We start from the raw sequence: 13,625 nt of genomic DNA on the forward strand, positions 1-13,625 counted from the left end.
GTATTATATACAGTATCGACCCGGCCGCCTTGATCCGCATCAAACCGCGCAAGGCGGCGCGGATCAAACCCGGCTATAGTACCGGGTTCACCCGCTTTGCCCCCTGCAGTTAGCTACCTTTATCCAAGGCCAATGACAATGGAACAGATCCGCATCCGCGGCGCACGTACGCACAACCTCAAGAACATCAACCTCGATCTGCCGCGCAACAAGCTGATCGTCATTACCGGCCTGTCCGGTTCCGGCAAGTCCTCGCTGGCGTTCGACACGCTGTACGCCGAGGGCCAGCGCCGCTACGTGGAATCGCTGTCGGCCTACGCGCGCCAGTTCCTGCAGTTGATGGAAAAGCCGGACGTGGACCTGATCGAGGGCCTGTCGCCCGCCATTTCCATTGAACAGAAGGCCACCTCGCACAATCCGCGCTCCACCGTGGGCACGGTGACCGAGATCCACGACTACCTGCGCTTGCTGTTCGCGCGCGTCGGCACGCCGTACTGCATCAACCATCCGCAACACGCGCTGGCTGCGCAGACCGTGTCGCAAATGGTGGATGCGGTGCTGGCCATGCCCGAGGGTACCAAGCTGATGATCCTGGCGCCGGTGGTGGCCAACCGCAAGGGCGAGCACGTGGACCTGTTCGAGCAGATGCAGGCCCAGGGTTTCGTGAGGTTCCGCGTGCAAAGCGGTACGCATGACGCAAAAATCTATGAAGTGGACGACCTGCCCAAGCTGAAGAAGACGGAAAAGCACACCATCGACGTGGTGATCGACCGCGTGAAGGTGACGCCGGAGATCAAGCAGCGCCTGGCCGAGAGCTTCGAGACCGCGCTGCGCCTGGCCGATGGCCGCGCCGTGGCCTATGAGATGGACACCGCGCAGGAGCATGTCTATTCCAACAAGTTTGCCTGCACCGAATGCGGCTATTCGCTGCAGGAACTGGAACCGCGCCTGTTCTCGTTCAACAACCCGATGGGCGCCTGCCCCGAGTGCGATGGCCTGGGCCATATCGAGTTCTTCGACCCGAAGCGCATCGTGGCCTTCCCCAACCTGTCGCTCGCTTCCGGCGCCGTGAAGGGCTGGGACCGCCGCAACCAGTTCTACTTCCAGATGCTGACCGCGCTGGCGGCCTACTACGAGTTCGACCTGGATACCCCGTTCGAGCAGCTGCCGAAGAACGCACAGGAAGCCGTGCTGCATGGCTCGGGCAAGCAGGCCATCCCCTTCGCCTATATCAATGAGCGCGGCCGCACGGTGGTCAAGGAGCACACCTTCGAGGGCGTGGTGAACAACCTGTCGCGCCGCTACCGCGAGACCGATTCCATGGCGGTGAAGGAGGAACTGGCCAAATTCATCAACGAGAAGGAATGCCCGTCCTGCGCCGGCGCGCGCCTGCGCACGGAAGCGCGCTACGTGAAGGTGGGCAGCGGCAAGCAGCAGCGCGCCATCTTCGAGCTGTCGCGCAAGCCGCTGCGCGATTCGCTGGAATATTTCGAAACGCTGAAGCTGACCGGCGCCAAGCGCGAGATCGCCGACCGCGTGGTAAAAGAGATCATCTCGCGCCTGAAGTTCCTCAACAACGTGGGCCTGGACTACCTGTCGCTGGACCGCAGCGCCGACACCCTGTCCGGCGGCGAGGCGCAGCGCATCCGCCTGGCCTCGCAGATCGGCTCCGGCCTGACCGGCGTGATGTATGTGCTGGACGAGCCGTCCATCGGCCTGCACCAGCGCGACAACGACCGCCTGATCGACACGCTGAAGCACCTGCGCGACATCGGCAACAGCGTGCTGGTGGTGGAGCACGACGAGGATGCGATCCGCACCGCCGACTACATTGTGGACATGGGCAAGGGCGCCGGTGTGCACGGCGGCGACGTGATCGCTTCCGGCTCGCTGAAGGACATCCTGAAGAACAAGGATTCGCTGACCTCGCAGTACCTGAGCGGCGCCAAGAAAATCGAAGTGCCGAAGAAGCGCCATCCGTTCGACGAGGAGCGCCAGCTGGTCATCACCGGCGCCACCGGCAACAACCTGAAGAAGGTCACCTTGCAGCTGCCGGTCGGCCTGATGACCTGCATCACCGGCGTGTCCGGGTCGGGTAAGTCCTCGCTGATCAACGACACGCTCTACCCTGCCCTGTCGCGCCACCTGTACGGTTCGCAGACCGAGCCTTCGCCGCACGACTCGATCAGCGGCCTGGAACACTTCGACAAGGTGATCGCCGTGGACCAGGCGCCGATCGGCCGCACGCCGCGCTCGAACCCAGCCACCTACACCGGCCTGTTCACGCCGATCCGCGACCTGTTCGCCACCGTGCCGACCGCGAAAGAGCGCGGCTACAGCGCCGGCCGTTTCTCCTTCAACGTGAAGGGCGGCCGCTGCGAAGCCTGCCAGGGCGACGGCGTGATCAAGGTGGAGATGCACTTCCTGCCGGACGTGTACGTGCCGTGCGACGTCTGCCACGGCAAGCGCTACAACCGCGAAACGCTGGAAGTGCACTACAAGGGCAAGAACATCACCGAAGTGCTGGACATGACGGTGGAAGACGCGCACGAGTTCTTCAAGCCGGTGCCGGTCATCGCGCGCAAGCTGCACACCTTGCTGGATGTGGGCCTGGGCTACATCAAGCTGGGGCAAAGCGCCACCACCCTGTCCGGCGGCGAGGCGCAGCGCGTGAAGCTGTCGCTGGAGCTGTCCAAGCGCGACACCGGCCGCACGCTGTACATCCTGGACGAGCCGACCACCGGTTTGCACTTCCACGATATCGACCTGCTGCTGAAGGTGATCCACCGCCTGCGCGACCAGGGCAACACACTGGCTATCATCGAGCACAACCTGGACGTCATCAAGACGGCGGACTGGGTGGTGGACCTGGGGCCGGAAGGCGGCGCGGGCGGCGGCCAGATCATCGCCGCCGGTTCGCCGGAAGACGTGGCGGCCAATCCGGCCAGCGTGACGGGTAAATACCTGATCCCGCTGCTCAAGCCGGCCAAGAAGAAGTAAGGCCATGGCAGGGACAGCCGCGCCGCTGCTCGATCGCATGATCGCGGTCGTGGCGCGGCTGCTGCCGCACGACGGCCGCGTGGAAACGGTGGTGCCCTATCTGTCGCTGCTGCGTTCATCGCAGCCCACGCCGGTCACGCGCGGCGTGCTCAAGCCCTCCTGCTGCGTGATCCTGCAAGGGACCAAGCGCGTGCACCTGGCCACCGAGGTGCTGGACTACGGGCCGGGGCAGTACCTGGCCGTGTCGGTCGACATGCCGGCCTCCGGCCACGTGGTCAACGCCACGCCCGAGCAGCCCTACCTGCTGTTGAACATCGAGTTCGACCCGGCGGAAATCGCCGCCGTGGTGCTGGAAGCGCAGATCGACATGCACGACGGCGCGCAGCCGGTGCGCGGCGCCTTCGTCGGCGACACCGACGCGGCGTTGCAGGAAGCCTTGTGCAAGCTGGTGTTGCTGCTCGACGCGCGCGATGCGCCGCCGCAGGAAGCGGCCTTCCTGGCTGTCGGGCTGAAAAGGGAAATCATCTACCGCCTGCTGACCGGGCCGCACGGCCGCCAGCTGTACCAGAACGTGGTGCTGGACCAGCAGGACCGCGGCATCAGCAAGGCCATCGCCTGGCTCAAGGAGCGCTACAACCAGCCTGTGCTGGTGGAGGAGCTGGCGCAGGCCACCAATATGAGCGTGTCCACCCTGCACCACCGCTTCAAGGCGGTGACCACGATGGGGCCGATGCAGTACCAGAAGCAGCTGCGCCTGCAGCAGGCGCGCACCTTGCTGCTGAACGGGGACACCGACGCCGCCACGGCGGCTTACCGGGTGGGCTACGAGAGCCAGTCCCAGTTCAGCCGCGAATACCGGCGCCTGTTCGGCGCACCGCCGATGCAGGATGTGAAAAGGCTGCGGTCGGCGGTGTGAGGGCGGCTTATTGGGCGGTGATCCGGGTTGCGCCTTTCTTCTCGGCGCTCACCCATTCCTTGATGTGCGATTCCAGCACGTCCATCGGCAAGGCACCCGCGCCCAGCACCTGGTCGTGGAATTTGCGGATGTCGAACTGGCTGCCCAGCTCCTTCTTCGCATAGTCGCGCAGCGACAGGATCTTCAGCTGGCCGATCTTGTAGCCCAGGGCCTGGCCCGGCCACACGATGTAGCGGTCGGTCTCGCTCTGCACGTCCACTTCCTCGATGCCGGAGTGGTCATGGAAGAAGTCCACCACCTGCTGGCGGCTCCACTTCTTGTAGTGCAGGCCGGTGTCCACCACCAGGCGGATGGCGCGCAGCATCTCGTCCTGCAGGTGGCCGTAGTAGCTGTACGGGTCCTTGAAGAAGCCCAGCTCCTCGCCAAGGCGTTCCGAATACAGCGCCCAGCCTTCGGCGTAAGCGGTGTAGTTGCCCTGCTGGCGGAAGCTCGGCAGCGCCTCGATTTCCTGGGCGATGGCGATCTGCATGTGGTGGCCCGGCACGCCCTCGTGCAGCGCCGTGGTCTCAATCGTGATGGTGGAGCGCTTGGCGAAGTCGCCGGTGTTGACCATCACGCGGCCGGCACGCTTGCCGTCCGGCGAACCCTGCATGTAGGAAGCGGCGGCTTCGCCCTTCTCGCGGAACTGCTCTACCTGGCGGATTTCGACTTTACCCTTGGGCAGGATGCCGAACTGCTGCGGCAGCTGGGTGTACATCTGGTCCGTGTATTTCTGGTACAGGTCCACGATCTCCTGGCGCGATTTCGGGTGCAGCTTGGGGTTGGCGGCCAGTGCCTTGTTGAAGGCCTTCAGGTCCTGGTAGCCCAGCTTTTGCGCCACGCCCAGCATCTGCGCCTCGATGCGCGCCACTTCCTTCAGGCCGAGCTGGTGGATTTCTTCCGGCGGCATGTCGGTGGTGGTGGAAGACCTGGCCTTGAAGCTGTAGCGCGCGGCGCCGTCCGGCAGCGACCACATGCCCACGTCGGTGCGGCCGTGCGGCTGGTACTGGGTTTTCACGTACACGGCCAGCTTCTTGTAGGAAGGCGCCACGTCCTTCTGGATGGCGGCCAGGATCTCCTTGCCCAGGCGCGCCTTGTCGGCGGCGGAGAAGTCTTTCGGGAACTTCTTGAGCGGCTCGGCGAACGGCGAAGCGGCGCCCTTCATTGCCGCCACGTCCTCGCACTGCTTGACGATTTTCGGGATCAGGAATTTCGGCGGCATCAGGCCGTCGCGCACGCCGTTCTCCATCTGCGCGCGGGTGTCGTCGAACAGCTTGGGCAGCGTGCGCAGGCGCTGGATGTAGTCCTCGTAGTCCTTCACGGTCTCGAACGGCAGCGCGGACACGATTTGCGGCAGGTCGATATGGATGCCGGAGTTCTGCGCCAGCGGCATTTCCCAGTCCTTGAAGCGCGCGCCTTCGGCAGCCTCCCGCAACTGGCGCACCATCAGCTCATGATTCAGCTTCTCCTGCAGCGGGAAGCCGGAGCTGTCGATGGCTTCGAAGCGCTTGAGGAAGTCCAGCGTGGCCTCGGCGTCGGCGTCGATGCCGGCTTGCGAAAAGTCCGACCATTTGTCGTTGTAGCGCTTGTCGCCCAGCAGCGAAGCCCATTCCGGGCTGTTGCGCATGGTGTATTCCCACTGTTCCTTGATCAGGCTGTTCAGGGCGGCGCGGCGGCCTTCCAGGTCGGGCGCCTGGGCGTGCACGGGGCCGAGGATGAGGGAAAACAGCAGCGCGCTGGCGGCGCCGAGGCGGGTCATTTTTGTCATGGTGGCCTACGAAAAAAGAGGGTGAGCGTGCACTGTATGCGAGCCTGGCGCATGGCGGGGGCCAATTGTGACGGAACGTTGAAACAAAGGCATGGATTGCAAAATAGCGGGACCGGCAGAAACAGGCAAATATGCGGCAGGAATAGCACTGCCGCGCGCGCGCCAGGCTTTCTAGAATGGCTGCACGTCATTCACAGGAGCGAACAGCATGCGCATCATCGACCAGATTTACATCAACGGCCAGTTCATCACCCCGCACGGCAGCGAGATGGCCGACCTGATCAACCCGACCAGCGGCCAGCTCGCCGGCCAGGTGCGGCTCGGCGACGCGGAGGACACGCGGCGCGCCATCGCCGCCGCCAAGGCGGCATTCCCCTCCTTCTCCCGCAGTACCATCGCGCAGCGCGGCGTGTATTTGCAGCGCCTGCACGACGCGGTGCTGGCGCGCGCCGACGAGGCGGCCGCCGCGCTGATGGAGGAATACGGCGGCACCTATGCCAGCAGCATCGGCCGCTCGCGCTACACGGCCAGCATGTTCCTGGACGTGAAGCGGGTGATGGAGGAGCACGCGTTCACCAGGACCGTGGGCAAGTCCAGGGTGGTGCTGGAGCCGGTGGGCGTGGTGGGCATCATCACGCCGTGGAATTCCAGCGCGTGGTTCGTGGCCAACAAGCTGGCCACCGCGATCGCGGCCGGCTGCACGCTGGTGATCAAGCCCAGTGAACTGAGCGCGCTGCAGACGCAGATCCTGACCGAGTGCCTGCACCAGGCTGGCCTTCCGCCGGGGGTGTTCAACATCGTCAACGGGCGCGGCGACGTGGTGGGCGCGGAGATCAGCGCGCACCCGGACATCAACAAGATTTCGTTCACCGGCTCCACGGCCGTGGGCAAGACCATCGCGCGCACGGCCGTGGAGACCATGAAGCGCGTGACCCTGGAGCTGGGCGGCAAGAGCGCCAACCTGCTGCTCGACGATGCAGACTTCGAGAAGGCGGTGCCGGTGGCGATCCAGGCCTGCTATATGAACAATGGCCAGGCCTGCATTGCCGGCACGCGGCTGCTGGTGCCCGCGCACCGGCTGGAACAGGTGAAGCGGCTGGCCAAGGCGGCCGCAGAGGCGGTGGTGGTGGGCGATCCGCGCGACCCCGCCGTGACGCTGGGGCCGATGGTGACGCGCAAGCAGTTCGAGCGCGTGCAGCATTACATCCGCACCGGCATCGCGGAAGGCGCCGAGCTGCTGACGGGCGGCACCGGCCAGCCTGCGGGCCTGGAGCAGGGCTGGTTCGTCAAGCCCACCGTGTTCGCCGGCGTCACGCCGGACATGACGATCGCGCGCGAGGAAATCTTCGGCCCGGTGCTGTCCATCCTCACCTACGGGACCGAGGAGGAAGCCATCGCCATGGCCAACGACACGCCGTACGGCCTGCAAGCCTACGTCAGCTCCACCGACCTGGCACGCGCCAACCGCGTGGCGTCGCAGCTGGTGGCGGGCCGCGTGCACATCAACGGCATGCACGACGACCTGATCGCGCCGTTCGGCGGCTTCAAGCAGTCCGGCATCGGGCGCGAGTTCGGGCCGTACGGGCTGGAGTCCTACCTGGAGCCGAAAGCCATCCTGGGCGAGGCGGCGCAGTATGCCTGAGCCGCGCCGTCCCGGGCGCTATGCCTGCACGCGCGGCGCGGTGCGGTGGCCCAGGCTGGAGACGATCTTCGGCTTGCGCGCCCAGTAGCTCCACGACACGCCGCCGCCGGCCAGCCACGCTTCCAGCTGGCCGAAGCGGTCAAAGCCCCAGAACGGCTCCTTGTCCGCGATGACGAAGGGCGAGCCGAACACGCCGCGCGCCATGGCGGCGGCGGTCTCCTGCTTCAGCAGCTCCTTCACCTCGCGCGAGCGCAGCGCGGCCTGCAAGGCGTCGGCCGGGATGCCAAGGCCGCCCGCGATCCCGCCCAGCACTTCCTCGTCCGCAAGGTCGATACGGTCGGCGAAATAGGCGTGCAGGCAGCGCTTGGCAAAGCGCACGGCCTGTTCTTCACCGTACTGCTGCCGTATCCACAGCATGGCGCGCGGCGCGCCCAGCAGCAGTTGCGGGAAGGTGGCCGGCTGGCGGTAGGCGATGCCGTGCTGGCGCGCGGTGCGGTCGATATCGTGCAGCACATCGTGGCCCTTGATGGGCACCGTGGGCAGCGGCCTGCCGCCGGTGGTTTCGAATACCGCCGCCATCATGATGGGGTGCCAGCGCACCTGGCGCCGGTGGCGCGCCGCCAGTTCGTCGATGCAGCTGGCGGCGAAGTAGCCGTAGGGCGAAGCGAAATCGAAATAGAAATCGATCGGTTCCATGGCGGCCCTCTCAGCAGAGACCGAATTCGTCGTTGCTGTCGGGCAGGGAGCGCAGCGCGTCCACCAGCTTGGGGCTGAACAGCAGGCAGCAGGCGACTAGCGCGAGGAATATGGCTTTGGTCATGATGCTCTCCAACTTTCGCACAGGTGTGCGAAATTAAGTGAAAAAAAACGGCGGCACGGCGGCCGTCAACCCTGGTAAGTAAAACTCTTGTACGTCGATATCAGGCGCCCGAAAGCCAGCATCATGCGGCCGGGCGCGGCCGGGTCGCGCATGAAGCGGGTATCGTGCAGCAGGCCCACGATCAGGCAGTAAATCTCGAACACCAGCTGTTCGGCATCGGTATCGGGGCGCAGATGGCCCAGTTCCATGGCCTGCAGCACGGTCTTGCGCAGCGAGGCGCGCCAGCGCTCCACGCCTTGCTGCAGGCGGTCGCGCAGGGCGCCGTCCAGGTCGTCGAATTCAAAGGCGCCCGCCGTGTACAGGCAGCCGGAGCCGGGGCCGGTGTCGCGGCAGCGCGCGATCCAGCGCTCGACCTGGGCCACCAGGCGCGGCAAGCCTGGCGCCAGCTTCAGCGACGGCATGAACACATCCTCGGCGAAGCGGCGGTCGTACTCGTCCAGCACATCGCCCTGCAAGGCTTCCAGCGAGCCGACGCGGGAAAACACGCCGCTCTTGCTGATGCCGGTGCGCTTGGCCACCTCGCCCAGCGACAGCTTGCCGATGCCGTCGGCGGCCGCCATCTGGTAGGCGGTGCCGAGGATGGCGCTGTAGGTGGCTTCGCTTTTGCTGGACAGAGTATTCATGCCCAAACTTTAGCACACCTGTGCGAAATGTAAACAAAAAAAACGGCACGTCTTGGGACGCGCCGTTTTATGGAATGCTGCCTGCCTGGATGCTACCTGCTTAGTTGGCCAGGCGCTTCTCGATTTCAGCCTTGGTGGCCACCAGTTCTTGCGGCAGGTGGTAAGCCAGCTTCTCGAACAGCTCGGCGTGCAGCTTCAGTTCTTCAGTCCAGGCCGCCTTGTCGATGGAGGTGATCTGCTTGAACTGCTCTTGCGTGAAGTTCAGGCCGTCCCAGTTCAGGTCGCCGAATTCCGGGGTCACGCCGAACACGTTTTCCACGCCGCCGGTCTTGCCATCGATGCGTTCCAGCATCCACTTCAGCACGCGCATATTGTCGCCGAAGCCTGGCCAGACGAACTTGCCGTCGGCGTCGGTGCGGAACCAGTTCACGCAGTAGATCTTCGGTGCGTTGGCGCCGACCTTCTTGCCCAGGTTCAGCCAGTGCTGGAAGTAGTCGCTCATGTTGTAGCCGATGAAGGGCAGCATGGCGAACGGGTCGCGGCGCACCACGCCCATCTGGCCGGCAGCGGCGGCGGTGGTTTCCGAACCCATGGTCGCCGCCATGTACACGCCTTCCACCCAGTTGCGCGCTTCGGTCACCAGCGGCACGGTGGTGGAACGGCGGCCGCCGAAGATGAAGGCCGAGATCGGCACGCCGGCCGGGTCATCCCAGGCCGCGTCGATGACCGGGTTCTGGGTCGCGGCCACGGTGAAGCGCGCGTTCGGGTGCGCGGCCTTGGTGCCGGACGCCGGGGTCCAGTCCTTGCCCTGCCAGTCGATCAGGTGCGCAGGCGCTTCCTTGGTCAGGCCTTCCCACCACACGTCGCCGTCGTCGGTCAGCGCGACGTTGGTGAAGATGGTGTTCTCGCCCAGGCAAGCCATGCAGTTCGAGTTGGTCTTGGTGTTGGTGCCCGGCGCCACGCCGAAGTAACCCGCTTCCGGGTTGATCGCGTACAGGCGGCCGTCCTTGCCCGGCTTGATCCAGGCGATGTCGTCGCCGATGGTGGTGACTTTCCAGCCATTGAAGCTGGCCGGCGGAATCAGCATGGCGAAGTTGGTCTTGCCGCAGGCCGACGGGAAGGCGGCTGCCACGTAATGCTTCTTGCCTTCAGGCGATTCCACGCCCAGGATCAGCATGTGCTCGGCCAGCCAGCCGGCGCCCTGGCCGGACTGCGCTTCCTGGAAGCCCATGTTGGAGGCGATGCGCAGCGCGAAGCACTTCTTGCCCAGCAGCGCGTTGCCGCCGTAGCCCGAACCGTAGGACCAGATTTCGCGGGTTTCCGGGAAATGCACGATGTACTTGGTGGCATTGCATGGCCAGGCGACGTCCTTCTGGCCTTCCGCCAGCGGCGCGCCCACGGTGTGGATGGCCGGCACGAAGTCGCCATCGGTGCCCAGCACGTCGTACACGGCCTTGCCCATGCGCGTCATGATGCGCATGTTGACCGCCACGTAAGGCGAATCGGACAGTTCCACGCCGATGTGGGCGATCGGCGAGCCCAGCGGCCCCATCGAGAACGGCACCACGTACAGCGTGCGGCCGGCCATGCAGCCGTCGAACAGGCCGTTCAGCGTGGTGCGCATTTCAGCCGGGGCCATCCAGTTGTTGGTCGGGCCGGCCTCTTCCTTGGTTTTCGAGCAGATGAAGGTGCGGTCTTCCACGCGCGCCACGTCGGTCGGGTCCGAGCAGGCCAGGTAAGAGTTCGGGCGCAGCGCCTGGTTCAGCTTTTTCATCGTGCCGGCGGCCACCATTTCGCCGCACAGGCGGTCGTACTCTTCCTGCGAGCCGTCGCACCAGTAGATGCGGGCCGGACGGGTCAGCGCGGCAACTTCGGCCACCCAATCGATGAGTTTCTGGTGTTTGATGTAAGCTGGGACGTTCAGCGCTGCAACGCCAGTCATAACGGGCTGATTCATAGTACCTCCAATGCCAATAAAGAATTCTTGTCTTGTCCCGGCACGGCAGATCGTCGTCAGCTTGTGGCTTGCGCTCGGAAAGGCATTCTTTAATGCTTCGGCGGTACGGCGGTCATGTCGGTGCGCCCAAACCGGGGCGCGCAGCACTTATTATCTGTCAGTGCTGATGGAACGTATTGCGGGAACCCACTGTCGGGCTCCAAAGTGCTGGGGATTGTACACCCGAGCCCCCGCGATTCAGTCAAATTTGTAGGAAAATTGGTTGACTAAAGTAGTAAGCTATTCCCGAAATTTTTAAAGCCGTTATTTCGCTACGAAACCCTGTCAAAATCACTCGCACAATTATGAAGATAGCAATTCTTGACGATTACCAGGATGCAACTCGCAGCCTGGAATGCTTCCGTTTGCTGGACGGCCATGATGTCAAAGTATTCAATAATTCCAGCCGCGGCGTGGGCCAGCTGGCGGCCCGGCTGGCGCCGTACGAGGCGCTGGTGCTGATACGCGAACGCACCGAATTTTCGCGCGCGCTGCTGGCCAAGCTGCCCAACCTGAAGCTCATTTCCCAGACTGGCAAGGTCAGCGGCCACATCGACGTGGCCGCCGCCACCGAGCTTGGCATCGCCATAGCCGAAGGCGTCGGTTCGCCCACCGCCCCGGCCGAGCTGACGTGGGCGCTGATCATGGCGGCGCAGCGCAAGATCGTGCCGTACGCGGCCAATCTGCGCGCCGGACTGTGGCAGACGGTATCGAACCTGCCGGAATACAACACCGTCGGTTCCGTGCTGAAAGGCCGCACCCTCGCGCTGTGGAGCTACGGCAAGATCGGCAAGCTGATCGCCGGTTACGGCAAGGCCTTCGGCATGAACGTGTTGGTGTGGGGCGGGCAAGCCAGCCGCGACGCGGCGGTGGCGGACGGCTACACGGCGGCCGCGTCGCGCGAGCAGTTCTTCGCCGAAGCGGACGTGCTCAGCCTGCACCTGCGGCTGGCCGACGCCACGCGCGGCATCGTCACGGCGGAAGACCTGGCGCGCATGAAACCGACCGCGCTATTCGTCAACACCAGCCGCGCCGAGCTGGTGGCGGACGGCGCGCTGGAAGCGGCACTGAAGCTGGGCGCGCCCGGCGCCGCCGCGCTGGACGTGTTCGTGGACGAGCCGCTGCCGCAGGACAGCCCGCTGCTGCGCATGCCCAACGTGCTGGCCACGCCCCACCTCGGCTACGTCGAAAAAGACAGCTACGAGCTGTACTTCCGGCACGCCTTCCAGAACCTGGCCGATTTCGCCAACGGCAGCTGCAAGACCATCCTCAACCCCGGCTACGCCGCCCATCTGCGCCAAGCAAACTGAGCCGCATTCGGGGCCTGACCCCGAATGCGGCTCAGTCTGCCTCACGGGACGGCTGGCGCTTGAGGAGGATCAGGTTTCGGGGATGCCGGTGAGGTTGGGGCGGGGGACGGGCATGGCGTGGACCTTGGTCCACAGGCCGGCCCAGCCTGGGGGCCAGGCAATGTCGGGGCCGCTGTAGGGCGGCAAGGTGGCGCGCACGGGGATCACCGGCACCGGCGGCATGTCGGTCAGCGGGCCGCCGTCGGGGCGCGCCATGTCCAGGCTGTACATATAGCCGGGCAGCAGGGCGTCGCAGACCTGGGCAAACCAGGCGGCGTGGTCTTCGTCGCGGCCCAGCGCGTGCGCCAGGCCTTGCGGGTCGAAACGGGCCAGCGCGTCGATCAGCTCGTTGGTGCTGGCGCCGGGCGAGTCGCCCCAGCCCATCACGGGATTGACGTTGTAGTCGGCGCCGGAGCCGTACCAGCCTTCGCGCCAGGAGCGCTGCATCCAGTCGCGCGGGCCGGTGAACAGGTGCCAGCGCCAGTGCAGGCCGGACGGCTTGGGCCAGGAGTACAGGTACAGCTTTTGATAGCCGGCGCGGTGCAGCTCGCGCACCATGGCCATCAGCCGCGCGTGCGGCATGCGGTCCGGCGGCGCGCGCCGGAACAGGATGGCTTCGCCGTCCGCAAATTGGACTTCATCGGTGGACAGGTTCAGGTCCAGCGTGCGCGACTCGCTGCCGAAGCGCGCGGCGATCCAGCCGGTGAGCAAATTGACGGCCGTGATCACGCCATAGCCGCGATGGCGGTGGAAAATAACGGTACCGGGTGCAAGCGCTTTCATGTGTCGTGCCAAGCAAAAGAAATCAGTGTAGTGCCAGTATGCCGAAGTTTCCAGATGAGTGTCGATCAAGTTATCATGCGCCCATTCTCTTTATCGGATTCCATCATGACTCTGCGCATCATCGCCACCGGCGGCACTTTCGACAAACATTACAATGAACTGAACGGTACGCTGGCCTTCGCCGACAGCCATTTGCCGCAAGCCATCGCGCAGTCGCGCATGACGGTGGGCGCCACGCTGGAGCAGTTGCCGCTGCTGGACTCGCTGGACATGCAGGACGCCGACCGCGCGCGCGTGCTCGCTTCCTGCCGCGCCGCCGCGGAAAAAGCCATCGTCATCGTGCACGGCACCGACACCATGAAGGAAACCGCCGCCGTGCTGGGCACGGCCGGCCTGGACCAGACCATCGTGCTGACCGGCGCCATGATTCCCTACGAGATCGCCAATTCGGACGCGCTGTTCAACCTGGGCTTCGCCTGCGGCGTGGCGCAGACCCTGCCGGCCGGCGTTTACGTGGCCATGAACGGCCGCATTTTCAGCTGGGACAACGTGCAGAAGAACCGTGCGGCCGGTGTGTTCCAGCCCCTGTAAAATCGACAGCATTACTCGATCAATATCAAATGGGAACT

Annotated in this window: 10 protein-coding genes; 5 read left to right on the forward strand and 5 right to left on the reverse strand. The window is 64.9% G+C overall.

The window, feature by feature from the left end; translation table 11 throughout:
- The first annotated feature begins 138 nt into the window (after positions 1–138).
- Together uvrA and ACFJI2_RS25855 are read left to right on the forward strand one after the other, a co-directional pair.
- On the forward strand, positions 139–3,000 hold the full coding sequence (uvrA, locus tag ACFJI2_RS25850; protein WP_377702484.1) for an excinuclease ABC subunit UvrA: 2,862 nt from the start codon (positions 139–141) through the stop codon (positions 2,998–3,000).
- 4 nt (positions 3,001–3,004) lie between these two features.
- The gene (locus ACFJI2_RS25855) at positions 3,005–3,916 is read left to right on the forward strand and encodes an AraC family transcriptional regulator N-terminal domain-containing protein (protein ID WP_377702485.1); all 912 of its coding nucleotides are present in this window, start codon (positions 3,005–3,007) and stop codon (positions 3,914–3,916) included.
- Between the two features lie 7 nt (positions 3,917–3,923).
- Here the strand turns inward: ACFJI2_RS25855 and ACFJI2_RS25860 are convergent, their stop codons facing one another.
- A complete protein-coding gene (locus ACFJI2_RS25860) occupies positions 3,924–5,723 on the reverse strand; it encodes a DUF885 domain-containing protein (RefSeq protein WP_377702486.1) in 1,800 nt (599 codons plus the stop codon).
- Positions 5,724–5,931: 208 nt separating this feature from the next.
- Here ACFJI2_RS25860 and ACFJI2_RS25865 point away from each other — a divergent pair, with 208 nt between their 5' ends.
- Entirely contained in the window at positions 5,932–7,365 is a 1,434-nt protein-coding gene (locus ACFJI2_RS25865) for an aldehyde dehydrogenase family protein (RefSeq protein WP_377702487.1), read from the forward strand.
- Positions 7,366–7,383: 18 nt separating this feature from the next.
- Here ACFJI2_RS25865 and ACFJI2_RS25870 read toward each other — a convergent pair whose 3' ends face one another.
- From ACFJI2_RS25870 to ACFJI2_RS25880, 3 genes are all read right to left on the reverse strand, one after another.
- Positions 7,384–8,061 carry a 2-hydroxychromene-2-carboxylate isomerase gene (locus ACFJI2_RS25870; protein ID WP_377702488.1) on the reverse strand — a complete coding sequence of 226 codons (678 nt, stop codon included), beginning with the start codon at positions 8,059–8,061 and terminating at the stop codon, positions 7,384–7,386.
- Positions 8,062–8,250: 189 nt separating this feature from the next.
- Complete coding sequence (locus ACFJI2_RS25875; protein ID WP_107979634.1) at positions 8,251–8,868, reverse strand: TetR/AcrR family transcriptional regulator; 618 nt, start codon at positions 8,866–8,868, stop codon at positions 8,251–8,253.
- 100 nt (positions 8,869–8,968) lie between these two features.
- Positions 8,969–10,825: a phosphoenolpyruvate carboxykinase (GTP) gene (locus ACFJI2_RS25880; RefSeq protein ID WP_377702489.1), complete on the reverse strand. Its 1,857-nt coding sequence runs from the start codon at positions 10,823–10,825 to the stop codon at positions 8,969–8,971.
- Positions 10,826–11,169: 344 nt separating this feature from the next.
- On the opposite strand from ACFJI2_RS25880, the gene ACFJI2_RS25885 reads away from it, so the two are divergent.
- Positions 11,170–12,174: a D-2-hydroxyacid dehydrogenase family protein gene (locus tag ACFJI2_RS25885; RefSeq protein WP_377702490.1), complete on the forward strand. Its 1,005-nt coding sequence runs from the start codon at positions 11,170–11,172 to the stop codon at positions 12,172–12,174.
- 69 nt (positions 12,175–12,243) lie between these two features.
- Here ACFJI2_RS25885 and ACFJI2_RS25890 read toward each other — a convergent pair whose 3' ends face one another.
- On the reverse strand, positions 12,244–12,996 hold the full coding sequence (locus ACFJI2_RS25890; RefSeq protein ID WP_377702491.1) for an L-asparaginase: 753 nt from the start codon (positions 12,994–12,996) through the stop codon (positions 12,244–12,246).
- 105 nt (positions 12,997–13,101) lie between these two features.
- Here ACFJI2_RS25890 and ACFJI2_RS25895 point away from each other — a divergent pair, with 105 nt between their 5' ends.
- Positions 13,102–13,587: an asparaginase domain-containing protein gene (locus ACFJI2_RS25895; protein ID WP_377702492.1), complete on the forward strand. Its 486-nt coding sequence runs from the start codon at positions 13,102–13,104 to the stop codon at positions 13,585–13,587.
- The last annotated feature ends 38 nt before the right edge of the window (positions 13,588–13,625 follow it).

Source organism: Pseudoduganella sp. UC29_71 (assembly GCF_042693265.1).
Classification (GTDB): Bacteria; Pseudomonadota; Gammaproteobacteria; order Burkholderiales; family Burkholderiaceae_D; genus Rugamonas.

What these genes read in the sequence shown, in the direction of transcription:
- ACFJI2_RS25865 (WP_377702487.1), top strand. Translation starts at nt 5,932, where the DNA reads ATGCGCATCATCGACCAGATTTACATCAACGGCCAGTTCATCACCCCG.
- ACFJI2_RS25895 (WP_377702492.1), top strand. Translation starts at nt 13,102, where the DNA reads ATGACTCTGCGCATCATCGCCACCGGCGGCACTTTCGACAAACATTAC.
- ACFJI2_RS25880 (WP_377702489.1), bottom strand. Translation starts at nt 10,825, where the DNA reads ATGAATCAGCCCGTTATGACTGGCGTTGCAGCGCTGAACGTCCCAGCT.
- ACFJI2_RS25870 (WP_377702488.1), bottom strand. Translation starts at nt 8,061, where the DNA reads ATGGAACCGATCGATTTCTATTTCGATTTCGCTTCGCCCTACGGCTAC.
- ACFJI2_RS25860 (WP_377702486.1), bottom strand. Translation starts at nt 5,723, where the DNA reads ATGACAAAAATGACCCGCCTCGGCGCCGCCAGCGCGCTGCTGTTTTCC.
- uvrA (WP_377702484.1), top strand. Translation starts at nt 139, where the DNA reads ATGGAACAGATCCGCATCCGCGGCGCACGTACGCACAACCTCAAGAAC.
- ACFJI2_RS25890 (WP_377702491.1), bottom strand. Translation starts at nt 12,996, where the DNA reads ATGAAAGCGCTTGCACCCGGTACCGTTATTTTCCACCGCCATCGCGGC.
- ACFJI2_RS25885 (WP_377702490.1), top strand. Translation starts at nt 11,170, where the DNA reads ATGAAGATAGCAATTCTTGACGATTACCAGGATGCAACTCGCAGCCTG.
- ACFJI2_RS25855 (WP_377702485.1), top strand. Translation starts at nt 3,005, where the DNA reads ATGGCAGGGACAGCCGCGCCGCTGCTCGATCGCATGATCGCGGTCGTG.
- ACFJI2_RS25875 (WP_107979634.1), bottom strand. Translation starts at nt 8,868, where the DNA reads ATGAATACTCTGTCCAGCAAAAGCGAAGCCACCTACAGCGCCATCCTC.